The following is a 21,486-nucleotide window of genomic DNA, read 5'->3' as shown; positions in this document are numbered from 1 at the left end:
GGGAATATCTGGGAAAATCCGGGAACCTGCGGTTAAAAGCCTTATTTTCCCGGAACTCACGACATCATAGAGACGGTCTTAAAGGGCCTTCCACGAAAATCCGGCCGCAAGAACAAATGGCAGGTAACGTGGTCGGAACAAAATCTCGCTGGCCCTCACAGTGACCGACTATACCACATCACCCGACCGGCGACAGACAGCCCCGGCACCTCAGCGGCGGGGACTTCCTCTGGTGGATACACAGCGTTGTCGCTGATCAACTGGAGAGAGCCGTTCATTCTTGGGTGGACGCGCTTAACCAGAAGCATATTCCCGTAAACGACACAGTAGATGCCGTTGTCGCGGACTTCCGCGACGGACGTATCGATCAATAACACATCGCCGTCGCGGATCGTCGGCTCCATGCTATCGCCACGCGCCGTAATAATACGTGCGAACGACGGCGCAACGCCGATAGACCTTAGCCACGCGGATTGAAACGCCATTAATTCAACGGCTTGCTCCTGCAAAGCGAGCGCGCCCACACCCGCTGAAGCTTGAATGTCTAATCTCGGCACCAGTGTCAGGTCTGTGCTGTGGTCAGCGCCGTAAGATTTGACTTCAAGGGTCATCACGGGACCCTCCGGCCCATGCACCACGATATCCGGTTCATAGGTCGGTGAACTGGCGTGCATCGGGCCGCGATTTGCGGCCAGCCAATCAAGGGTGACCTCGGCAGCATCCGCAATCTTTATGAGCTTATCCAGCCCCGGCATCGACCCTTCAAGGTACTTCCGCAGCATCGAATCGCTGATGTCAGCCTTCTTTGAGAAGGCGTGAACTGATTCGAACTTTGCGATCGCCGTTTCCAACCGTTCTGCGAAGGTTGTTCCCATCATAGTGTAACTCTGACCGTGGGTCAGACCTCATGAAACCGCGCCACAATCCGAAATATGGCAGCGATATCAATATTCTAACCCTAATTCACACCATAATTTGAAAAATTAAAGTCTGACGCGCACCATAGGCGCAATTGACTTTACTTTTTCGCACTATGGTGCGAATATGTGTTGCAACAAAGTTTGAACGCCAACCCCCAACCAAACCGACCTTTTGCCGAAGGTCAGAAAAACAGGGAGCAATCATGACGCCCACAAAAACGTGGACCCGCACGACCATCAAAGAGGAACTGTTACGGCAGAATAAAACCCTGACCGGAATAGCCCGCGATGCTGGCCTTTATGCGAGCGCCTGCCGTGCAGGGATGATCGGGGCCAGCCGTCCCGGTGCCGAGGCTCTTGCCAGCGCACTGGGCGTACCTTTCCGCGAGATGTTTCCCGACAGCTACACGCTTGGTCGTCACGACCGAGGCGACACTAGCAGCAACACGAGCGGCAACACCAGAGCAAAAAAGTCGTCGAAGTCTGACGGCGCGCAGAGTGCCGCCTGATGTTTCCGTCAGGCCGCGCATCCTTTCCTGACAATCCAGAGTGCCCAATGCAGATTGAATTTCTGTCCCCCCAACTGATCGACGTCTCCTCCGACGCGAAAAAAGTCTCACCCGACGCCATTCAGGCGTTGGCCGAAAGCTTCCAGCAAATCGGACAGCGCGTCCCGGTCGAGGTCGTTGCCGGACCCGAAGGACGGTATCGCCTCGTCTTCGGTGTCAAACGCCTCGCTGCAGCCGCATCGCTCGGCGTCAATATATCCGCCATCGTCCGCCAATCGGACGAGTTCGCGAACGACGCCCAAATCCGCCTGACCGAAATCTCCGAAACGCTTTATCGCCACGAACTGACGGCGCTGGAGCACAGTGTCGACGTTGCCGATTGGTGTGCAATATGGCGGGCCGCAAATCCCGTCCGGCGTGGCCCGAAACCAAAGCAGGAATTAAGTGCAGAGTCTGCACCAAACTCCGACGACGAGACGATCGAGACCGCCGCCGCGTTCTCCGGCACCTTCAGCGAGGCAGCGCAGCGCTTCCTCAAGATCAGCCGCCGCAATGTTTTCAATGCCCTCAAGATTGCCAGCATCCCGGCTGAACTGCGGGAGCGTATCGCGCTGGATGAGGGATTGGCCGACAACCAGCAAACCCTTCTGGAAATTGCTGGCCAGCCATATGAGCGCGCCGCTCGTATCGTAGAGCTACTGATTTCCGGCGAGGCGACGAATTACGCCGACGCCATTGCCATCATCGATCAGGTTCCCCGCGCCAACCCACTGGCCGCATGGGAAAAGCTCAATGACCGTTTTACGCGGCTGAAGCCCAACGAACAGGACGCTTTCTTTAGCCTGAACGAAGCTTCCGTCATGCGTTGGCTTGCCGAGCGGAAGGCCGCTCGCCGATGAGCAAACGCCGCGACCCTCTCACGAAAGACCTTTTCGAGTGGACACCGCCGCAGGTGGCGATCCGCTACGAGGAAGGCGTGACCGGTCGCGGCCCGCTCGATAACCGCATTTCCCGCCTCATCGCCCGCGCCCTGCGCGATGCCCGCGACGACGGGTTTCAGCGGTCAGAGATCGCCAGCGCAATGAGCAAGTACCTCGGCCGCACGATCTCAAGCGCGATGCTCGACAAGTGGGCGTCTGAAGGAAGTGGTGAACACCGCATTCCGCTCGACGCCTTCATCGCGCTTGTCCACGCCACCAAAGCCAAGGAGCTGCTCGGTTTCGTGCCGGGCGAGTTCGGCCTGACCGTCATCGAGGACGAATACGCCGAGATGATCGAGGACCAGCTCCTTGAAGATCACATCAAGGAAATGGAGGCGCTGAGAGCAGCTCGCGCCGTAAGGAAGAGAGCACGCCGATGAATATAGCCAGCAGCATCGCGCCATTCCTGCAGCTCGTCTGCCGTGTCGCGAAAAGCCAGATCGTAAAAGACGTTTCCGCTCTATGGGCCGTCACCTGCTTCATCCTCGGAGTGATCTATTTCTCTCAGGTTGCCACGGCGCTTGTCCTGATCGTGAGGGCAACACGTTGAACACCGTTCCTTTTGCCTCCGAAAAGCGCCACCTGAAGGAATGGCTGACAGCACGTGAGATCGCGCACGAAGCCTTGCCCGGCCTGCCCACAAGCGAAAGCGCTGTGATACGTTATGCGCGGCGCGAGGAGTGGCAGTCCGTTCCTTCCCTTTGCCGCGCCCGAAACGGCGTCGGCGGTGGTCTTGAGTACCACTATCGCCTGTTCCCAACGCTCGCCCAGGTCACCTATGTGCAGCGCTATATGGTTGTCGGTAGCGAGCCGGTAGACCAGCAACGCGAGCCAGAACCTGCTGCCCCGGCATCGTTATCCGATCGCGCCCGGCGCGAACGCGATGCCCGCTTGGCTGTTGTCGCCGCTTTCGAGACCTTCTCAAAGGGCCTTTCGATCTCAGTGCAAGCCTCCATGTTCATTTTCTGCGACCGGTGGAACATGAACATGATCCAAGCGGACGCTTGGGTGAAGGACATCCTGCCGCAGATTTCGCAGCGCTCGGTTTTCCGGTGGCGTTCGGCCAAACAGGCTGGCGCAAAAGACAAGCTCGCCGTCGATCGCTCCGAGGCGCGCAAGGGCAAGGGCTTGCTTGACACGGCGAACGATGGCGAGGTCCGAGCCTTTGTGCTGGCATGGATCGCCAAAAACCCGGCGCTGTCGGCGGATGCCATTCGCGGCTACTGCGAGCATCATTTTGGATCGGAACTGACGGATCGTAACGGCGAGTTGAAACCGCTTCCGCCGCCGCGCACCTTCCAGCATTTTATCGCGCAGCTGAAAGCGGACGAAAAGGTCGTGCTCACCAAGATCACGAACCCCGATCAGTTCCGCTCGACAATGAAGCTGTCCGGTACCGGTACCTATCGTCATATTGATGAGCCGAACGCGCTCTGGATGATCGACGCTTCTCCTGTCGACGCGCTCTGCATCGACGGCCGCCATTCCTTGTATGCCTGCATCGACATTGCCACGCGTCGGCTTGTCATCACCCTTTCGAAAACCCCGCGAGCCTTGGCCGTATGTTTGATGATGCGTAAAGCCATTCTCAAATTGGGCGTGGCCAAGGTCGTGAAGACGGACAACGGTAGTGATTTCGTTGCTGTCTCAGTCAAACGCCTGTTCGCCGATCTCGATATCGAGCCAGATGTTTCCGATGCTTATTCGCCAGAGCAGAAGGGTCACGTCGAGCGCGTCATCAAGACATTTCAGCACGAGGTTTGCCCGCAGTTGCCGGGTTACATCGGCCACTCCGTTGCCGATCGGAAAGCGATTGAAGGCCGGAAGTCCTTCGCGCAGCGGCTGGGCGCGGACGAAAAAGACCTGTTCGAAGTCGCTCTGACCGCCGAGCAGCTCCAGCGCCATATCGATGACTGGTTGGAATATGTCTATCACGAGCGGGAACACGGTGGCCTGAAAGGCCGCTCCCCCAACGCGGTCGCAGCCGCGTCGACGGCGAAGATCAAACGCGTTGACGAGCGTGCGCTGGATGCGCTGCTGATGCCGGTCGCTGGCAAGAACGGCCATCGCGTCATGCAGAAGCGTGGCATTCAGAACGATGGATTCTTCTACCTCTCCGGCTCCATCATGGTCGGCACTGATGTCTTTTGCCGCCTTGATCCGCTCGACATGGGCAAGATGTATGTCTTTGACGGTGAAACCGGCCGCTATCTCGATGTCGCGATCTGCCCCGAACTCGCGGACGTCAATCCGCAGGCGTACGTCAAGGCGCAGAAGCAGATTGCCGCTGATCTCATCAGTCAGAAGGAACGCGAGATCAAGGCTGATCTCCGCGAGTTGAAGAAAGGCCCTTCCGGCATCGAGCGCACCATTGAGCTTGCCAAGAGAAAGAAGGCAGAGCGCGAAGGCGAAACCGCCAACGTCATCCAGTTGCCCAAGCGCGAACAGCAGCACAGCACGCCCGCCATTGCCGCAGCACTTGAGGCCATGACCGCGCCGAAGGCACCGCAGCCTGCGACGCTCAATGAGAAGGCGGCGGAAATCCACGCGGCCATCGTTCGCGAGGCCGAGCTGAAGGGCAATTCCACAGTCATTCATCTGGACCCGGATGCGGCGCTTTCCGACAGCGCCCGCATGTTCAAGTGGGCGCAGGCCGTCGAGGCGCAGATCGCCTCCGGTGTCGTCATTGACGACGCCACGGCGGGCAAGCTCGCCCGCTACAAGGCCAGCGCCGATTACCAGACGCGCCGGGACATTTTCGAGGATTTCGGGATCGACGCCGCACTGCGCGGCTAGGTCAAGAAAAAGGGGCCGACTGCCATCGACCCCTCTGCATCGCAATAATTACGAGGATTAAAATGACGACACAACCGATGAAAGTCAATGGCGACACAGCTCCGATCAAGAACGTCACTACGGCGCTCACTCTTGTCCGGTCGCTGCAGAACCGCCATCCCCTGCAACCGAACCTTGGCGTCCTCGCCGGTTACTCCGGATATGGCAAAAGCGTAGCGGCGCTCTATTGCCAGAACAAGACCGGCGCTGCCTATGTCGAAGTGCGCGACACATGGACCCGCGCCAAGCTGCTGCGCTCGATCCTCTCCGAACTCGGCGTTTACCAGCCACGCGGCACGCTGTCTGACATGGAAGACGAGGTCATTGGCCTTCTTTGCCGCGATCCGCGCCGCCCTCTCATCATTGATGAGGGCGACCTGCTCATCAAAAAGAACCTGATCGAGCTGGTGCGCGGCATTGCCAAGGCGAGCGGCGTCCCGGTGATGCTTATCGGCGAAGAGCTGTTCCCGAAGAAACTTGAACATGTCGGGGACCGCTTCCGCGATCTCGTCCTCGATACGAAATATGCCCATCCCTGCGACATGGAAGATGCCCGCACGTTGGCCCGGACGTTCTATCCGAAGCTTTCGATTGCGGATGATCTGCTCGAAAAGGCCAGAACCGAGGGCGAAGGCCGGGTCCGTCGCGTCGGCAACTCTCTGCATAACATTGCCGAGGCGGCTGCGAGGATGGGCCTTAGCTCCATCGACCTCGCAGCTTACGAGGGCGGTAACGGCCTGTTCTCGCGCTCGCGCCTGCCTTCCAGAAAGGAGGCAGCATAATGCGCGTTACTCCGATTGCTCTCAAGATTTCCGTCGCCAAGGGCCAGCGCGTGCTGACCGGTCAGGATCATTACTGGAAGCTGATGATGGACGCCGACATGCGCAACCAGCCCTTCAGCGTGGACGATATCTTCGGCCTGTCCAACAATCGCGGTCGGGAGCAAATCTCGACCTTCCTCGCCATGTGCGAAAAGGCTGAACTCATCAGTCGCACCGGTGACCAGAACCCGCGTGGCCTGGCCTTGTTTCGCATCGTGGCTCGACAGTCGGCCACGCCGGTATTCAAGCGAGACGGTACATTGATCGCTGACCCGATGACGGCTCGGCAGGCGCTCTGGAACGCCATGCGCTCTCCGTTCTTCAGGAATGGTTTCAAGCTCATCGACATTTCGGTGCATGCCTCGACGGATTCGCTGACGGTCGCACAGCGTTCGGCCCGGCTTTATATTTCCTGCCTCCTTCGAGCCGGGTACTTGATCGTTCTGCAGAAGGGAACGCGGCTGGAGCCAACGATCTGGCGGCTTGTTCGCAATACCGGCCCGATCGCGCCGAAGCTCCTCAAAACCGAGTGCATCTATGACCCGAACGCCGAGAAGATTTTCGGCGAGCCGGAGACTGTCGAGGTTGAGCCATGACCCCGACAAAGCCCAAGCCCGACAATCTGGAAAAGGCCCGCGCCGCATGGGGCGAGCAGCCCCCGGAATGGATTATCGCTCTGGCGGAGGCTTGCAACGCCGAAAACCAGACGCTGGTCGGCAAACGCATCGGCTACGCCGGTTCGACCGTCAGCCAGCTCCTTTCGAACAGCTATCCCGGCGATGTCGGTCGCATCGAGCAGCTCGTGCGCGGCGCTCTCATGTCCGAGACCGTGCGCTGCCCGGTCCTGCAGGAGATCGGCCGGGATGTCTGCCTCGGTTGGCAGCGCCGCCCTTTCAGCACCGCCAGCGCCAACGCCGTCCGCATGCATCAGGCCTGCCGGAATAATTGCCCTCACAGCCGCATAAAGGAGACGAACAGTGAAGCGTTTTGATTACCTTTCCGATCGTTTGCGCGACACCCGCAACAGGATTGCCGAACACCGGCATGGCGGCGTTGTCATGTCCAGCGAAGAGGTCGAGCTGCTGGTGAAGCGTCTCGACGGTTATGCCGAGATGGCCGTCGCCATGGAAACGCAGCTCAACGACATGCAGCTCTTGAACAGCGCCGAGTTGAACAAGCTCGTCCCCCCGGCAAGCGCGACGATCCTGCACCTGATGCGCCCTGGCACCAACGTTGTGCCGTTCCCGCGCTCTCCGCACAGCTCCTGAAGCCGCCTTCGAGGGGCGTTTGAGCGCCCTTTAACCCAATTCGAACAACGAGGAAATTCACATGCAGTCCGTTATCTTGGAAGAAACCAGCAAGCCCGGCGTCACGATCATCAATGGTCGCGAGTTCATGCACAACGCCAAGGGCGGCCTCGATCCGATCGGCAACGTCAAGGATCAATACAAGCTTGAAGACCAGACGGTGCGCAAATGCATCGAGTTTGCCCTTAATCTGAATGCGCAGCTCTCCCGGTTCCGTGGTCACACTGCAGCGGACCTTTCCGCGCTGGATGCGCTGCTCGGCGAAAAGTACAACGTCACGATCGGCGGCAAGAAGGGCAACCGCACTTATCAGACCTATGACGGCCTGATGAAAATTCAGGTGCAGGTTTCCGACCTCATCACTTTCGGCCCGGAACTACAGGTCGCCAAGACGCTCATTGATGAGTGCCTGACGGAATGGAGCGCCGACAGCCGTCCGGAAATCCAGTCCATCGTCACCCGCGCCTTCAATACCGAAAAGGAAGGACAGGTGAACCGTGCGGACGTGTTCATGCTGCTCAAGCTGGAAATCGAGGACACTCGCTGGAAGAAGGCCATGGAAGCCATCCGTGACGCCATCCGCGTGACCGGCTCAAAAGAATATGTCCGCTTTTACAAGCGCGACAGCCTTGAGGCAGACTGGCAGGCCATCACAATCGATTTGGCGAAGGCGTGACAAATGCCGAAGCTATTCAATCTCAACCTTGTGCCTTTCTGCTACATCCCGCAACATGCTGACAATGTCGGGCAGAATTCCAGCGATCTCGAAAAACGGTCCATAGTATTCGGAAAGAAGCATCTTCGCCTGAAAGGCGGATGCGGGATGTACCCCGCGTCCAAATTGCTTGTCTATGAGACGAACCAAATCCAAGTTATCTCCAACAAGTTTTTTAAGGAACGTGATTTTGTAAGCAAGTTTACCGGGGAAAAGCGCGCTGCCGACCACAAACTGCTCCCGGTTAAAAGCTTCGAGCAGATCATCATGAACATAAGCGAGGAGCCAAGATCTGCTGCGAATCTCCTCCGTTTGCAATTCGAAGGTATTCTTCGAGCGCACGGCCTTTTCAGTTTCGTCAAGGTACTTCTTGACCGACGTGAGGCTCGCGAGAGTTGGGTTCAATGCCCGCTCGATGGCGTTTCTATTTGCTTCACGAGCGAGCGCCATCGCCTCGTCGTGCCGGACTGCGGCGTCTCGATCCGTCAACCTCATCTGGAAGATGGTAATGGCACCAGCAGCCAAGGCAAGCAGGCCGCCCACAAGCCCTTGAAAATCGTAAAGCCAGCGACGGATAGGTGGCTCGGTTTTTCCAGCGAGCGTTTTCGGGAGATATTCCAGCATTTGGTCAAGTACGGACGGCTTCACTGGCCCGGTGAAGTAGATCACACCGAAAATCAAGGCAACGACAACGACACCTATCAAGCCTGTAAAACTAACTTCGCTACTCTTGTTCGCCACTTTAGTCTCGCTTTGCCAACATCAAGGGAACAATCATTCGTCCCCGCAAAGACTTGGCATTTTCTCGGTTGGCTGAAAAGCGGACAACCGGAGTTCGTGGCATGAGCTATGACTATATCCGCAGTTATTACGGCATCGAAATCGCCGTGAACCGTCTAGTGCGGCACACAGTGACCGCCCGCTACGGCAAGATCAAGCCGGAAGGCCGCGAGCACCGGCACTATGTCAAGGTGCATTTCCAAGGCGACAAGCATTACAGCAATTGCCATCCGGCCGAGTTGGAGTTTGTCGCCTATGACGAGTAAGCGGCAAATCCCTGCGGCCTTCACCAAGGGCTACGTGCTTTGCTCCCCATCGGGAAAACTTCAGCCGAAAACTTGGGCCGCGACCGCCGCGAAGGCGATCGCAACCAAATACCGCAAACGCGAGACATGGGAAAAAGCGCAAGGCCGGGGCTGGTCTGTCCAGTTCGTCTACGTGCGCTTTTTCGTGCCGGTCTTCAAAGCCACCTTCACCACCACCGAGATCAGCGAGATTTGCGAATGACCGATATCGAGAACCACGCCCTTTCAGATGAGCAGGTAGCAATTGCACTGAAGATCATCGGTGTCATCCAGCCCCACAGCGCCGACAACGTCATAACCGCGATGGTATCCATCATTTCGCATGCGATCGGCCAGTCTGACGATCCCGTCGGTAACGCACAGTTTTGGGCGAGCACCCTTCGGGAGACTGTTCACTACGCCCGCGAGAATGGCGACCGTCCTTACAGCGGAGGGTCGATCCAGTGAGACTGTTCCCTGACGTCTGGTGTTTTGGTGACCTGCCGCCGTTTTCCTTCGATTTCATCATGGCCGATCCAGCGTGGCTTTACAAATTGCGATCGGAAAAAGGCGAAGGCAAATCCGCGCAGGCTCACTACCAGTGCATGCCGCTGGATAAGATCAAAGCCATGCCGGTTCTCGATCTCGCATCGGAAAACTGCCTGCTTTGGCTCTATGCCACCAATCCCATGTTGTTTCAGGCCTACGAGGTTTTGATCGATTGGGGCTTCGAATTCGTCACGGCAGGTTCTTGGGAAAAGATCACGAAGAACGGAAAGCAGGCATTTGGGCCGGGTTACGTACTACGCACGTCCAACGAACCCTTCCTCATCGGCAAGCGCGGCAACCCAAAGACCACGAAGTCCGTCCGCTCGTCATTTCGCGGAGTGGTCCGTGGCCACTCCCGCAAACCCGAGGAAGGCTACCGGCATGCTGAAAAGCTGATGCCGAACGCCCGGCGGCTTGAGCTTTTCAGCCGGACCAACCGCAAGGGCTGGACAGTGTGGGGTGATGAAGCCGGAAAATTTGGAGAAGCAGCATGAGCATTCAACGTGCAATTTTCGGCGGTTTCCGCCAGCTCGGTATCACTGAGGAAGACGCGCAGCGCGAGATTTACTCTCGTGTGACAGGACAGTCGCGCCTCTCGCTGATGACGGCCCCACAGCAAGACGCCGTCATGAAAGAACTGCGCCGCCTCGGCTACAAGCCGGTGGCCGTGCGCCGCAATGGTCGCCGTCGCCTCGACGGCCGCTATGCGCCGAAGATGCAGTCGCTGTGGATTGCAGCCTACAATCTCGGCATAATCGAGGACCGCGAAGACTGGGCGCTGGAGGCGTTCGTTAAGCGCCAGACCGGTCTCGATAGCGGCCGGTGGGTCAACAATGCCGACGATGCCAGGGCGGTTGTCGAAGCCCTGAAAAGCTGGATTGCCCGCGAGGCCGGTGTGGTATGGGCGGATCGCAAGCCCTGCGAAGCGTACACCATGCGTTACGGTTACAAGATCGCGATCGCGCAGCACGCCATGCTGAAATCCATGCTCTGCGATGGCTTCTGGCCTTCGGTGACCGGCATTCTCGATCAGGAAATCACGTATCGCGCCGTGACCGACAAGGAATGGATCACGGTCATGGACTACTACGGCAAGCTTATTCGCGGCCGCCGCGCTCCGAAGATGAAGGCGACTTCCTGATGGTCGCCTACGGCTTCAAATCCTTCTTCAGCGGCCAGATCGAGAGCGGCCACAAGCGGCAGACGGTGCGCGGTGACCGCGCCCGTCATGCCCGGCCGGGTGAGCGCGTCCAGCTCTACGAGGCCCTGCGCACCAAGTATTGCCGCAAGATCATTGCCGATCCGGTCTGCACGCATGTCGTACCGATCGAGATCGTGGTGAGCGACCTCATTGATGAGCTGATCGCTAGTATCGTCATTGGCGGTGTGCACCTGCACCGGACCGAAGTCGAAGCGTTCGCCCGCCGTGACGGCTTTGCGCCCGAGCTGCTCGGCAACAGCTATCCGGCTAAGCTCTATGGTCGGACAGCGCGGGAGACGATGGGCCTGTTCTGGATGAAAAACCATCCGGGCGTCTCGAAGTTCACCGGCGTTCTGATCCGCTGGCAACCGGAGGCACCGACGCCATGAACCGGGACGTCTCTCCCATGACCGTCATGCCGCTCTTCGGCTGGCCGGAGCAGCGGGAGATAGACGTTCTGCAGGCAAAGCGGGACGAACTGGCGGCACGCGCTGCCAAGCTCCCGCGATTTTCACACAAACGCCTAGAGCTGGAAGTGCGGCTGAAAGCCTTGACCGAAGAACAACTGAGAATATCGAGCAGGATCAACCATGGAAGATGACCGTTTCGCCCATCTGCCCGTGGTCATGCGCGAGATCGCCGAGGTTGCCGGTCTGGAAGCCGCATGGGCAATCGTGCAGGCGCAGGGCGGCCGCGTGGCCTATATTCCGGCTAAGGCCGCACCCGGCCATTGGTTGACGGAGCTGGTCGGCATGGAGGCCGCCGCGAAAATCTGCAATTTCTACAAGGCGGGCGATTCCGGCTACCGCATTCTGGTCCCGATTGCCAAGGACGCCGCAAAGCGGTTAAGATTGGTGAAGGCACTGGCTGACGGCATGTCGGCCCCGGATGCGGCTGCAGCCGCTGGCATGCATGTCCGGTCAGCATTTCGCGCCCGCAAGCGCATGAAGCACAGCGACGACGATCAGGGCAGTCTTTTCTGAAGAAAGTATCTCTGGCACTGACAGTGTCAGGGGCGCGATTGCGCAACCTTTGAAGCACATTTGAACGGATTTCAACGAACCGTTCAAGGTGCTTTTTTTATGTCTCCCAACGTCAGTCCGAAAGGACGGAAATTCATATACGGACACGAAGGCGTCGTCCTAAAAGCCTATCGTGACGTTGTCGGCGTGTGGACGATCGGCCCCGGCCTGACCGCTGCCTCCGGTGTCATCACGCCCAAGGCGGGAATGACGATTACCTCCGAAAAGTGCGATGAGCTGTTCGATCTCGCTGTCGCCCGCAATTATTTGCCCCGCGTGGTGAAGGCGCTCGGCGCGAATGTCAGTCCTTACGCGATCGATGCGGGCGTTTCGTTCGATTGGAACACTGGCGCGATCCTGAGAGCATCTTGGGTGAAATCCTTCCTTGCCGGGAAGAAGGAAGAAGCCCGCCAGCGCCTCGGCCTCTGGAACAAGGCAGGCGGCAAAGTGCTGCGTGGTCTGACGCGCCGCCGTGGCGAAGAGGCGAACATCCTCCTGCTCGGCAAGTATCCTGCCGACATCGAGGCGGCTTCCACGACCATTGCCGATACGGCCCGGTTTGCGGTTTTCGTGGTTTCCGCGACGACACCGGAAATCGAGGAGGTCAGGACCGGCCTCACCAACATCGGTTTTGATGCTGGTACCGTGACCGGCAAAATCCTTCGATCGGCGGTGGAGGGGTTCCAGAAAACCTACAATCTCACGATCGACGGGAAGATTGGCAGGGCAACCCTGTCCACCCTGCAGCGCGAGCTGGATGCCCGGCGCAAGGCCAAGAGCGGTGCGGTAACGACCACTGCCAGCACCACGGTCGCTGCGGGGGATCAGGCCGTCAGTACGGTGACCACCCCAGCGCCAGCCGATCCGACCTCCGTTGTGCCAGATCATATGGCCTCGTGGATCGGTGGCGGCATTGCCATTATCGCCGTCGCCTATCTTGCGTGGCAGGCATACCAGTACCGTGACATCATCGCCGTGCGCGTTGCCAATAAGGCCCCGCGTCTTGCGAACTGGCTGCGGAGCTTCTGACATGAGCGCAGCCATCACCTCCATTCTTATCGGGGCCGCCGCGAAAGTCGGCGCTCCCATCGTCAAGGGCGTGCTGGAAAAGCATGTCGGCGGGCTTGCCGGAACGCTGGCCGGTACCGTGGTCGATCAGGTTGCCGAGCGTCTTGGTGTCGAGCCGGAGGCACTGCCTTCCGTTGATCAGGCCGAACTCGGCGATGCCGTCAGCGAGGTCAACGCCAATATGCCGGAGTTGATCGCCCTTTATGAAAAGGGCCTTCAGGGGCAGTTCGCGCTCCTCCAGGCCGAGCAGGCCGAGGGCTTCTGGCAAAGCGCTTGGCGCTGGGGCTGGATGTATCTGCTGGCGCTTCTGTGGATTTGCGCCTTCCTCCTTTTCCCGGTTCTGCGCGTCTTCGGCGTTCACATCGACCCGATCGACAACACCACCCTGATGACGCTGACCGGCTGGTTCATTTCCCTCTATATGGGCGGCCATACGCTGAAGGAGTTCGGCAAGCAGGCGGTCGAAGCCGTCAAGACTTGGAAGCGCACTCCATGAATTTTGGTGGAAATGCTGCTTTTGAACAGGCCGACATGCGGGCCGAGCAGGAGCGCGAGGCAGGCATCGCCGCTGCCTCCCGCACCTTGCGGAGTCCCGGCACCATCCAGTGCGAGGATTGCCCAAACGACATACCCCGCGAACGCCGCATCGCCCTCCCATCCGCAATCCGGTGCATCCAGTGCCAGACACGCCACGAACAGAAAGCACGCCGATGACCCCCGGTGAAATGATCCCCTATGTCAGTCTCGCCTTGGGCCTGATCGCATTGCTCGGCCACATCAAGGGCTGGATGAACAGCGGTGAAAAGAAGCTCACTGATGATGTCGCTGCGCTGAAGGTCGAGACTGAAGTGCACGAGAAAAAGCTGATCGAGCATGATCGGCGCATCCAGTCGGTCGAGAGCGACATGAAATATCTACCCGACCGGGAGAGCCAGCACCGGCTGGAGCTGGCGCTTGAAAAGGTGAACGGGCGTCTCGACACCCTCAACGAAACCCTCAAGCCGATCAAGGCGAACGGCGAGGCTATGAACGAACTGCTGTTGGAAAGGGCGCGACAGGCCAATGTCTGATATCGGTGTGGATTGGGCGCGGATGCGCCGCGAGCGTGCACGGCTCATTATACTGAAGGCGCTTGCCGAGCAGGTTAATGGTTCCTTGGACAGCAGCATGATCGAAGAAATCATGCCAAGCTTTGCCATTCGGGAAACGCGTCTCTGGATACACGAGCAGATGGAGTATCTGGCGGAACGGGATGCGGTCACGCTCACCAAGGCCGGAACGGTCATGATTGCCACTCTCAATAAGCGTGGTCGCCGCCACCTTCAGCGCGACATTGCTATTGAGGGCATTCTGCGCCCCTCCGAGCCGGGTGAATGACGATGGGTCGCGGTCGCCTTTCCGGCATTGAACTGTTGCCCGAAGCCTGCGCCGATATCGTCGCATGGGCCGCCGAAGAGCTTCAGAAGCGTGAGCGAACCCAGACGGAAATCTATGAGGAGTTCGTCGGCAAGCTTGAGGCGCTCGACCAAGAATTCCGTGGCGAGCTGGAATTCACCATTCCTTCATTTTCGGCTTTCAATCGCTATTCGATCCGCCTCGCAACGTTGACGCAGCGTCTCAACCAGACCCGCGAAATCGCCACGACGCTCGCCAGCAAGTTCGATGCCGCCGCTTCCGACGATCTCACCCTGATCGCTTCCGAGGCCATCAAGACGCTCGTGTTCGAACTGGTGACGGCTGGTGGCGAAGCCGGGTTTGATCCGAAGGGCGCAAAGGCTCTTGCCGATGCTCTTTTTTCGGCGAGCCGTGCGCAGGGCGTCTCGACGGCCCGTCGCCAGAAGGTCGAGGCCGAGTTTTCCAAGAAGGCCGAAAACGTCATCGACAAGGTTTCGAAGGAAATGGGCCTCTCGTCCGAGCGGGTCGCGCAACTGCGCCGTGACTTCCTCGGCGTGCGGCCGGAGCATAAGACGGAACCTGAGACCGTCACCACCAGAGGATCGCAGGAATGATAGGAGCTGCCCGCCAAGAGCCGTGCAGCCGGTGCGGTGGCGTCGGGCAGGCTGTGAAACGCATCAACCGTCGCCGGGACGGCACGATCTCCAGCGTCGTCTACGACCTGAAGGTGATCTGCAAGCCCTGCAAGGGAAGCGGCCTTGCCTGCATGGAGGTGCGCCGTGACTGATAGCGCGCTGCCCGGCCTGCCGCGTGGCAAGTGGGACGGTTCGGCCGTTCTCGCCAGTCTGGCAGACCTCCCCGCTGAACTGCCCCGCGGGGCAGACGTGCCAGACGATCTCGATCCGCTTGCCGAAGGCGTGCTGATGAAACATCAGTCCGAGTGGCTCGCCGACGAGTCCGATCTGAAGCTCGGCGAAAAGGGCCGACGCACCGGCATTACCTTTGCCGAGGCGACGGACGCGACACTGATTGCGTCATCGGCTCCGAGCGCCGGTGGCCAGAACTATTTCTATATCGGCGATACCAAGGACAAGGGCCGCGAATTCATCGGCTATGTCGCCAAGTTTGCCAAAACGATCGCCGACGATCTCGGCCAGATCGAGGAGTTCCTGTTTGAAGACGAGCTGAAGGACGGCTCAACGCGGTACATCGCCGCCTACCGGGTGCGTTTCAGATCGGGTTATCGTGTCGAGGCGCTGTCGTCGCGGCCGGAGAACATCCGTGGCCTTCAGGGAACCGTCTGCATTGATGAAGCGGCTTATCACCGTGACGTGCGCGGCGTCCTCGATGCCGTCAACGCGCTGCTGATCTGGGGCGGCAAAATCCGCGTGATCTCAACCCATAACGGCGTCCTCAATCCGTTCAACGAACTGATCCGGGAAGCGCACGCCGGAAAAATCCCGTTCTCGGTCCATCACATTCCGTTCGCGCTCGCGGTCAAGAACGGCCTGTTCCGGCGCGTCTGCATGCTCAAGGGCGAAGAGTGGACCCAAGCGGGACAGGACGCATGGGAAAAGAAAATCCGTGGTTCCTATGGCGTTCGTCTCAGCGCCATGCGTCAGGAGCTGGACGCGATCCCGGCCGATCAGGCGGGGGCAGCGCTCACCCGCGTCCAGATCGAAAGCCGCATGGAGAAGGATATCCCGATCCTGCGCCATGCCCAGACCGACGACTTCAAGAACTGGAGCGAAGAGGATCGGACGGCCGACGCGCTGAAATGGTGCAGGGAAAACCTGATCGCCGTTCTGGAGCGGCTCGACCATCGCCGTCAGCATGTGTTCGGTGTGGACTTTGCCCGCAGCGGCGATGCCACCGCGATCGTGGTGATGGAGATCGGTCAGGACCTCGTCAGGCGCACCCGCTTCATTGTCGAGCTGCACAACATGCCGTTCGACCAGCAGCGCGAAATCCTTTTCTATGTTTGCGATCGCATCCCAAGCCTTGCCGGTGGCGCTCTCGATGCCGGAGGCAATGGTTCCTATCTCGCGGAAAAATCGACCCAGAGATACGGTTCCAGCATCATTGAGGTGAAATTCTCCGAACAATGGTATCGCCGCGAAATGACCGCCTATGTCGCGGCCTTCGGCGACCAGACAATCGTCCTTCCGCTCGATGCCGATGTTCTGGCCGACCATCAGGCGCTCGCCTATGTCAGCGGCGGTTACATCAAGGTGCCAGACGGTCATCGCTTCAAGGGTGCGAACGGCTTCAATCGCCACGGCGACACCGCGATCGCGGGAGCCTTGGCCTATTTCGCCTCGCGATCCGAACTTGAATACTTCGGTTACACCACGATCGAGGAACTGGACACCATGGACGGCGTCCAGCTCTTCGAGGCGGTTTCGACCGGAGACATCCTTATCCCGACATTGAATGGAGGTCTTCACTGATGGCCACGCCGCCCCGGATCATCGACCAGTGGGGAAACCCGATCTCGACCACAGCCCTTGAGGATGAATTCGCCGCCCCTACCGTGGGCGGCATTCACTCTGTATGGCAGGAAACCATTGTCAGCGGACTGACCCCGCATGCGCTTGCGGAGGTCCTGCGGCAGGCAGGTCGCGGTTATCCCGACCGCTTCTTTTCGCTCGCAACGGACATGGAGGAGCGCGACCTACATTATGCGGCCGTGCTTGGCACCCGCAAGCGGGCGCTGACCGGCATCACGCCCCTTGTCGTTGCCGCGTCGAACTCGGCCGAGGATGAGAAGATCGCCGAGGCCGTGCGGGAAATGATCGGTCAGCCGGAGTTCGTGGACGATTATCTGACCGACCTGCTCGACGCCTTGGGCAAAGGTTATTCGGTTGTCGAGACGATTTGGGATCGTAGCGCCAAGGAATGGTGGCCGAAACGCTACGAGTGGCGTGACCAACGGCATTTCGTGATCGACCAACGTGACGGCCGCACGCTGCGCCTGAAGGATAGCAGCATTGAAGGCGCTGACCTTCCGCCCTTCAAGTTCTCGATTCATCGCCCGAAGCTGATGTCCGGCCTGCCGATCCGCGCCGGTCTCGCCCGGCTGGCGGCATGGGCGTTCCTCTACAAGAGCTATACGCTCAAGGACTGGATGGCGTTTCTGGAAGTCTACGGCATGCCGCTCCGCGTCGGCCGCTACAGCCGCAACGCCAAGGATGCCGAGAAGCGCGTGCTTCTGACGGCGGTGCGCAACATCAGCTCGGACGCTGCAGCCATCATCCCTAAGGAAATGGAGATCGAGTTTATCGAGGCCAAGGGTGGCACCGGTAATGCCGTGTTCTCAGCCAAGGCGGAATATCTCGACCGGCAGATTTCCAAGGGTGTTCTCGGCCAGACCATGACCACGGATGACGGTTCATCGCTCGGTCAGGCGGCCGTGCATGAAAACGTCCGTCATGATATTGCCCGCGCCGATGCCCGCCAGACGGCGGTGACGGCAAACCGCGATCTTATCCGGCCATTCGTGGACCTGAATTTCGGGCCTCGCGACAAATATCCGACGATGATCATTCCGATCACCGAAAACGAGGACATCAAAGCGTTGGTCGAGGCAGTGCAGGCGCTGGTACCGCTCGGCCTTGAGGTTTCCATGTCCAAGGTCCGCGAGCGTATCGGTTTCGAGGAGCCGGACGAAGACGAAAAACTTCTCAAAACCGTTGTGCCTGGCACAGCCCTGCCAAAGCCCGAGGAACCGCCAGCGTCGGAGAAAAACAACTCGCTGAAGCCGAAGGACAGCGCGCAGGCCCGTGTCCAGCCGTGCTCCCATTGCGGCGGCTTTCATGCCGTTGCGGCTGACCAGCGCCCCGAGCTGGAGGCGCTGGCCGACGACGCCCTGTCGGAATGGGAGACCGATCTTGACCCGCTCGTAAAGCCGCTTCAAAGGCTCTTTGAAACGTCGAAAAGCTACGCGCAGCTTGAGGCGGGTCTCGATGACCTGATCGCCAAGATGGACGCCGGGCCGCTCGCCGACCGGCTTGCCAAGCTGCAGATGAAGGCCAGAGGTTTGGGGGATATCGGCGATGGGCGTAGCTGATCTCTTCAAGACCGCGCCGAAGGAAGTCACCCGTTACTTTGACGGCAAGGCCAGCCTGCCGACATTCGACTGGCGGGATATCGCGCCGGAGGAACATGCGTTTTCCTTCACTGTCGCCAAGTCGGCCGGTTATGACATTCTGGACGATATCCGCTCCGCGATCTCCGAAGCGATCACCGGCAAGACGCCGTTTGAGGAGTTTCAGCGCAACCTCATGCCGGTGCTGCAGCAAAAGGGCTGGTGGGGCAAGGCGCTGGCGATCGACCCGGAGACTGGCGAGGAGAAGCTCGTGCAGCTAGGCTCGCCGCGCCGTCTGCGCACGATCTATTGGGCAAACACCATGTCGGCGCATGCGGCGGGCGAATGGGAGCGCACGCAACGGAACAAGGATTTTCTGCCGTTCCTCGTCTATACCCTATCCACGGCCGAGCGAAAACGGCTGGAGCATGAAGGCTGGGTCGGGATCGTCGCGCCGGTGGATGATCCGATATGGAACCGCCTTTATCCGCCGAACGGCTGGGGCTGCATGTGCGGCGTGCGCCAGATCTCGCGCAGCGAGGCGATCCGCCTCGGCTGGCGTGAGGACACACCCGTCATGCCGTTGGTCGAGAAGCCATGGGTCAACAAGCGAACCGGCGAAACCCGCATGGTTCCGGTGGGCATCGATCCGGGCTGGGACACAAACCCCGGCAAGTATCGCGGCCAGAATGTTTCCCGCTTTCTTGAGGAGCGCCTTGGCTCGATGCCCGCCGATCGCCAGCGCATTGCCATCCGCGATATCGTTCGTTCACCGCTCCTGCAGGCGATGGCAGGCGGCAAGATGCCGAAATCCTATTTGCCGGTTGCGCAGATGCCGGGTGCGGCCGTCGAGGCGCTCGGCGCATCCACCTCGGTCGTTCGTCTGTCGTCGGATAGTCTCACTCATATTCTTCAGGAGCGTGCCGAGCGCGGGCTTAATCTCGACAACATCGAGGCGGCGATCGAGGTCATCACCAATCCCGCCGCGATTATCCGCAGCGCCTCGACCAACGCTGTCGCACTGCTTGGAAAATCCTCTGAGGGTTTCTGGTGGCGGCTGGCTGTGAAGACGGCCGGAAACGGTTCGGAATGGTGGCTGACCAGCTTCCATCGCAAAAGCTACGCGGAGACATACAAGGTCATCGAGCGGGCGAAGCGGGCCGGAAATCTGATCGAGGGGGATTGAAAGGCGCGGAGGGGCGGCACTCCCTCGTTGATCCGGTGAAACCGTCCAAGTAAACCTTGCTCGCGCCTGCCATCAATATGCGCCTCAACCCTGAAATTATCAAGCCGGGCTTTCCGCTGGCACCGGATTGAAATAAACGGCCACAGAACGCGATCGCGGGCAAAAACGCTCAATCGATCGTCCCGGCCGAGAAATCGCCTGTACGGCTTTCAATCCGGCTTCAATTTTGATGCCGTTCGGGTATTCTTCATCACAGATCAGGTTTTGGGAAAGATCGGCGTAGCACTGACAGTGTCAGTCTCTTAGGTCTCCCGCCGTCAGGGCATTAATCGCCCATGACGAAAAAAACCGCAACCGCAATTTTCAGCCTCGCCGCAATCGCCGCTTCCAAGGGAAAGACCCCTCCGGAATGGGTCGAGCTGTTCCCGGCCGGTCCCGAGATCAAAGCACGGGACGGGCGCAACTGGACGCTCCAGCCGCAGATTGTCGTTGAAGCCTTCAAGCTCAACGATGGCCCGCTCGCGATCGACTATGAACATGGTCAGGCCCATCTCGCGCCGCAGGGCATTCCCGCTCCGGCCGCTGGCTGGATCGTGCTTGTAGAGGAGCGCGACGGCGGTGTCTGGGGCAAGGTCGATTGGACGCCCAAGGCATCTGCGGCAATCGTCGACAAGGAATACCGTTTCCTGTCCCCCGATTTCGATCACACGATTGATGGCCTGATTTTGCGCCTCAACGGTGCTGGCCTCGTAAACCGGCCCGCACTGGTCATGACGGCCTTGAGCCGTGTCTCCCCTGAAGAAAAGGAAAATCCACCGATGTCCAAGGCAATTGCCAAGGCGCTCGGTCTTGCGGAGGATGCCGATGAAAAGGCGATCCTTGCGGCACTGACTGCGCGTCAGGATGAGCGTTCCGCCCTGTGCGGCCTGCTCAAGATCGAGACCGGCAGCAATGCCGAGGCGATCTCCGCCGCCGTCACCAAGCTGCAGACAGAGACCGAAACGGCGCTTGCGTCCGTCAAGTCGAATACGTCTGCCGCCGAGGTCAAGGCCCTGAAAACCGATCTCGACCAGACTCGCACTGCGCTCGCCGCGCTCCAGAAGAAGGACGCCGATCGCGAGATCGACGCCGCTCTCGACGCGGAGATCGCGGCCGGGAAAATCACCCCGGCGTCCCGCGATGGCTATCGCGCCATGTGCGCCGAAAAGGGCGGGCTGGAGCGGTTCAAATCTCTTGCCGCGACCCTGCCGGTCATCTGCGCACCGTCCGATCTGGACAACCGCACCGTCAACACCCGGACTGCCGAGGATGACCGCGACCCGGTCGTGATCGCCTCGCTTGCCCGCAAGTATCAGGACGATCAGGCCGCACTCGGCATCAGCGTCACGATCTCCGAGGCCGTCCGCCATGTCGAGGAGACCCAGAAGAAATGACGACGCCCATTCTCATCAAGTCTTTCCGTGTCGGCCTTGCCGCGATCGCCGGCTATCTCATCGTCAAGGCTGCGGCTGAAGGCAAGGTCGCCGCTGCGGCTGGCCCGACCGATCCGCTGATCGGCTCAGCCACCATGCTCGGCGCTCCGGCTGAAGGCATCCTTGATGTCGATCAGACCGGTTGGTCCGAGGTTCGCTGCGGCGGCAATGTCTCCTTTGGTGACCCGCTGACCTCGAATGCCAACGCCAAGGCCGTTAAGGCCGTGCCGGTGGCCGGGTCAGTGGTGCGCATCATCGGCTTCGCGATGTCGGATGGCTCTGCCGACGATGTCATTCCCTATCAGGTCGCGCCCGGCGTTCTTTCCACGCCCGCCTAACTTCGAGGACGCTTTAA

At 59.6% G+C, this 21,486-nt stretch carries 32 protein-coding genes; 30 read left to right on the top strand and 2 right to left on the bottom strand.

Going from position 1 to position 21,486, the window contains the following annotated elements; translation table 11 throughout:
- Positions 1-155 precede the first annotated feature (155 nt).
- Positions 156-878, bottom strand: a complete 723-nt coding sequence (locus AGR2A_RS18400) for a LexA family transcriptional regulator (RefSeq protein ID WP_080823297.1) — start codon at positions 876-878, stop codon at positions 156-158.
- 245 nt (positions 879-1,123) lie between these two features.
- Here AGR2A_RS18400 and AGR2A_RS18395 point away from each other — a divergent pair, with 245 nt between their 5' ends.
- The 10 genes from AGR2A_RS18395 to AGR2A_RS18355 all read left to right on the top strand — a co-directional run bounded on the left by AGR2A_RS18395 (position 1,124) and on the right by AGR2A_RS18355 (position 8,048).
- Complete coding sequence (locus tag AGR2A_RS18395; protein ID WP_080823296.1) at positions 1,124-1,429, top strand: helix-turn-helix domain-containing protein; 306 nt, start codon at positions 1,124-1,126, stop codon at positions 1,427-1,429.
- Positions 1,430-1,476: 47 nt separating this feature from the next.
- Complete coding sequence (locus tag AGR2A_RS18390; protein WP_167378230.1) at positions 1,477-2,328, top strand: ParB/RepB/Spo0J family partition protein; 852 nt, start codon at positions 1,477-1,479, stop codon at positions 2,326-2,328.
- Positions 2,325-2,789, top strand: a complete 465-nt coding sequence (locus AGR2A_RS18385) for a hypothetical protein (RefSeq protein WP_202036622.1) — start codon at positions 2,325-2,327, stop codon at positions 2,787-2,789. Before AGR2A_RS18390 ends, AGR2A_RS18385 begins: the two co-directional genes overlap by 4 nt.
- On the top strand, positions 2,786-2,959 hold the full coding sequence (locus AGR2A_RS29650; RefSeq protein ID WP_167378229.1) for a hypothetical protein: 174 nt from the start codon (positions 2,786-2,788) through the stop codon (positions 2,957-2,959). The genes AGR2A_RS18385 and AGR2A_RS29650 overlap by 4 nt, the downstream gene beginning before the upstream one ends.
- Positions 2,956-5,205 carry a DDE-type integrase/transposase/recombinase gene (locus tag AGR2A_RS18380; protein WP_286079590.1) on the top strand — a complete coding sequence of 750 codons (2,250 nt, stop codon included), beginning with the start codon at positions 2,956-2,958 and terminating at the stop codon, positions 5,203-5,205. Before AGR2A_RS29650 ends, AGR2A_RS18380 begins: the two co-directional genes overlap by 4 nt.
- Positions 5,206-5,267: 62 nt before the next feature.
- Positions 5,268-6,026: an AAA family ATPase gene (locus AGR2A_RS18375; RefSeq protein ID WP_072493261.1), complete on the top strand. Its 759-nt coding sequence runs from the start codon at positions 5,268-5,270 to the stop codon at positions 6,024-6,026.
- Positions 6,026-6,661: a hypothetical protein gene (locus AGR2A_RS18370; protein WP_080823294.1), complete on the top strand. Its 636-nt coding sequence runs from the start codon at positions 6,026-6,028 to the stop codon at positions 6,659-6,661. Before AGR2A_RS18375 ends, AGR2A_RS18370 begins: the two co-directional genes overlap by 1 nt.
- A complete protein-coding gene (locus tag AGR2A_RS18365) occupies positions 6,658-7,056 on the top strand; it encodes a hypothetical protein (RefSeq protein ID WP_003500883.1) in 399 nt (132 codons plus the stop codon). Before AGR2A_RS18370 ends, AGR2A_RS18365 begins: the two co-directional genes overlap by 4 nt.
- Positions 7,043-7,333, top strand: a complete 291-nt coding sequence (locus tag AGR2A_RS18360; RefSeq protein ID WP_003500882.1) for a hypothetical protein — start codon at positions 7,043-7,045, stop codon at positions 7,331-7,333. The genes AGR2A_RS18365 and AGR2A_RS18360 overlap by 14 nt, the downstream gene beginning before the upstream one ends.
- Positions 7,334-7,394: 61 nt before the next feature.
- Positions 7,395-8,048 carry a DUF3164 family protein gene (locus AGR2A_RS18355; RefSeq protein ID WP_080823293.1) on the top strand — a complete coding sequence of 218 codons (654 nt, stop codon included), beginning with the start codon at positions 7,395-7,397 and terminating at the stop codon, positions 8,046-8,048.
- Positions 8,049-8,060: 12 nt separating this feature from the next.
- Here the strand turns inward: AGR2A_RS18355 and AGR2A_RS18350 are convergent, their stop codons facing one another.
- The gene (locus AGR2A_RS18350; protein WP_080823292.1) at positions 8,061-8,828 is read right to left on the bottom strand and encodes a hypothetical protein; all 768 of its coding nucleotides are present in this window, start codon (positions 8,826-8,828) and stop codon (positions 8,061-8,063) included.
- Between the two features lie 101 nt (positions 8,829-8,929).
- Between AGR2A_RS18350 and AGR2A_RS18345 the strand changes: the two genes are divergently transcribed.
- From AGR2A_RS18345 to AGR2A_RS18255, 20 genes are all read left to right on the top strand, one after another.
- A complete protein-coding gene (locus tag AGR2A_RS18345; protein ID WP_080823291.1) occupies positions 8,930-9,133 on the top strand; it encodes a hypothetical protein in 204 nt (67 codons plus the stop codon).
- On the top strand, positions 9,123-9,374 hold the full coding sequence (locus tag AGR2A_RS18340; protein ID WP_080823290.1) for a hypothetical protein: 252 nt from the start codon (positions 9,123-9,125) through the stop codon (positions 9,372-9,374). Before AGR2A_RS18345 ends, AGR2A_RS18340 begins: the two co-directional genes overlap by 11 nt.
- Positions 9,371-9,619, top strand: coding sequence for a hypothetical protein (locus tag AGR2A_RS18335; RefSeq protein ID WP_080823289.1), 249 nt, complete (start codon positions 9,371-9,373; stop codon positions 9,617-9,619). Before AGR2A_RS18340 ends, AGR2A_RS18335 begins: the two co-directional genes overlap by 4 nt.
- Positions 9,616-10,194 (top strand): MT-A70 family methyltransferase, encoded by a 579-nt coding sequence (locus tag AGR2A_RS18330; RefSeq protein WP_080823288.1) that lies wholly within the window; start codon positions 9,616-9,618, stop codon positions 10,192-10,194. Before AGR2A_RS18335 ends, AGR2A_RS18330 begins: the two co-directional genes overlap by 4 nt.
- A complete protein-coding gene (locus AGR2A_RS18325) occupies positions 10,191-10,841 on the top strand; it encodes a regulatory protein GemA (RefSeq protein ID WP_080823287.1) in 651 nt (216 codons plus the stop codon). Before AGR2A_RS18330 ends, AGR2A_RS18325 begins: the two co-directional genes overlap by 4 nt.
- Positions 10,841-11,290 carry a hypothetical protein gene (locus AGR2A_RS18320; protein ID WP_080823286.1) on the top strand — a complete coding sequence of 150 codons (450 nt, stop codon included), beginning with the start codon at positions 10,841-10,843 and terminating at the stop codon, positions 11,288-11,290. The genes AGR2A_RS18325 and AGR2A_RS18320 overlap by 1 nt, the downstream gene beginning before the upstream one ends.
- The gene (locus AGR2A_RS18315; protein WP_080823285.1) at positions 11,287-11,502 is read left to right on the top strand and encodes a hypothetical protein; all 216 of its coding nucleotides are present in this window, start codon (positions 11,287-11,289) and stop codon (positions 11,500-11,502) included. Before AGR2A_RS18320 ends, AGR2A_RS18315 begins: the two co-directional genes overlap by 4 nt.
- Positions 11,492-11,884 carry a helix-turn-helix domain-containing protein gene (locus AGR2A_RS18310; RefSeq protein ID WP_080823284.1) on the top strand — a complete coding sequence of 131 codons (393 nt, stop codon included), beginning with the start codon at positions 11,492-11,494 and terminating at the stop codon, positions 11,882-11,884. Before AGR2A_RS18315 ends, AGR2A_RS18310 begins: the two co-directional genes overlap by 11 nt.
- A 99-nt stretch (positions 11,885-11,983) precedes the next feature.
- Complete coding sequence (locus AGR2A_RS18305) at positions 11,984-12,952, top strand: glycoside hydrolase family protein (protein ID WP_080823283.1); 969 nt, start codon at positions 11,984-11,986, stop codon at positions 12,950-12,952.
- Position 12,953: 1 nt separating this feature from the next.
- Positions 12,954-13,487, top strand: coding sequence for a hypothetical protein (locus tag AGR2A_RS18300; protein WP_080823282.1), 534 nt, complete (start codon positions 12,954-12,956; stop codon positions 13,485-13,487).
- Positions 13,484-13,705 carry a TraR/DksA C4-type zinc finger protein gene (locus tag AGR2A_RS18295; RefSeq protein WP_080823281.1) on the top strand — a complete coding sequence of 74 codons (222 nt, stop codon included), beginning with the start codon at positions 13,484-13,486 and terminating at the stop codon, positions 13,703-13,705. The genes AGR2A_RS18300 and AGR2A_RS18295 overlap by 4 nt, the downstream gene beginning before the upstream one ends.
- Positions 13,702-14,061 carry a DUF2730 family protein gene (locus AGR2A_RS18290; RefSeq protein WP_080823280.1) on the top strand — a complete coding sequence of 120 codons (360 nt, stop codon included), beginning with the start codon at positions 13,702-13,704 and terminating at the stop codon, positions 14,059-14,061. Before AGR2A_RS18295 ends, AGR2A_RS18290 begins: the two co-directional genes overlap by 4 nt.
- Complete coding sequence (locus AGR2A_RS18285) at positions 14,054-14,368, top strand: VpaChn25_0724 family phage protein (protein ID WP_052817246.1); 315 nt, start codon at positions 14,054-14,056, stop codon at positions 14,366-14,368. Before AGR2A_RS18290 ends, AGR2A_RS18285 begins: the two co-directional genes overlap by 8 nt.
- A complete protein-coding gene (locus tag AGR2A_RS18280; protein WP_080823279.1) occupies positions 14,365-15,000 on the top strand; it encodes a DUF3486 family protein in 636 nt (211 codons plus the stop codon). The genes AGR2A_RS18285 and AGR2A_RS18280 overlap by 4 nt, the downstream gene beginning before the upstream one ends.
- Positions 14,997-15,173, top strand: a complete 177-nt coding sequence (locus AGR2A_RS29645) for a hypothetical protein (RefSeq protein ID WP_167378228.1) — start codon at positions 14,997-14,999, stop codon at positions 15,171-15,173. The genes AGR2A_RS18280 and AGR2A_RS29645 overlap by 4 nt, the downstream gene beginning before the upstream one ends.
- A gap of 136 nt (positions 15,174-15,309) precedes the next feature.
- A complete protein-coding gene (locus AGR2A_RS18275) occupies positions 15,310-16,836 on the top strand; it encodes a hypothetical protein (protein ID WP_286079596.1) in 1,527 nt (508 codons plus the stop codon).
- The gene (locus AGR2A_RS18270) at positions 16,836-18,455 is read left to right on the top strand and encodes a DUF935 domain-containing protein (protein WP_080823278.1); all 1,620 of its coding nucleotides are present in this window, start codon (positions 16,836-16,838) and stop codon (positions 18,453-18,455) included. Before AGR2A_RS18275 ends, AGR2A_RS18270 begins: the two co-directional genes overlap by 1 nt.
- Positions 18,442-19,659 carry a phage head morphogenesis protein gene (locus tag AGR2A_RS18265; RefSeq protein ID WP_080823277.1) on the top strand — a complete coding sequence of 406 codons (1,218 nt, stop codon included), beginning with the start codon at positions 18,442-18,444 and terminating at the stop codon, positions 19,657-19,659. The genes AGR2A_RS18270 and AGR2A_RS18265 overlap by 14 nt, the downstream gene beginning before the upstream one ends.
- Before the next feature lie 335 nt (positions 19,660-19,994).
- Positions 19,995-21,092: a phage protease gene (locus AGR2A_RS18260; protein WP_080823276.1), complete on the top strand. Its 1,098-nt coding sequence runs from the start codon at positions 19,995-19,997 to the stop codon at positions 21,090-21,092.
- Positions 21,089-21,469, top strand: coding sequence for a hypothetical protein (locus tag AGR2A_RS18255; protein WP_080823275.1), 381 nt, complete (start codon positions 21,089-21,091; stop codon positions 21,467-21,469). The genes AGR2A_RS18260 and AGR2A_RS18255 overlap by 4 nt, the downstream gene beginning before the upstream one ends.
- Positions 21,470-21,486: the final 17 nt, after the last annotated feature.

This window comes from Agrobacterium genomosp. 2 str. CFBP 5494 (genome assembly GCF_900013495.1).
Lineage (GTDB): Bacteria > Pseudomonadota > Alphaproteobacteria > Rhizobiales > Rhizobiaceae > Agrobacterium > Agrobacterium pusense.
The sequence above is the reverse complement of the archived record's forward strand: the minus strand, read 5'-3'. Positions and strand labels throughout refer to the sequence as shown.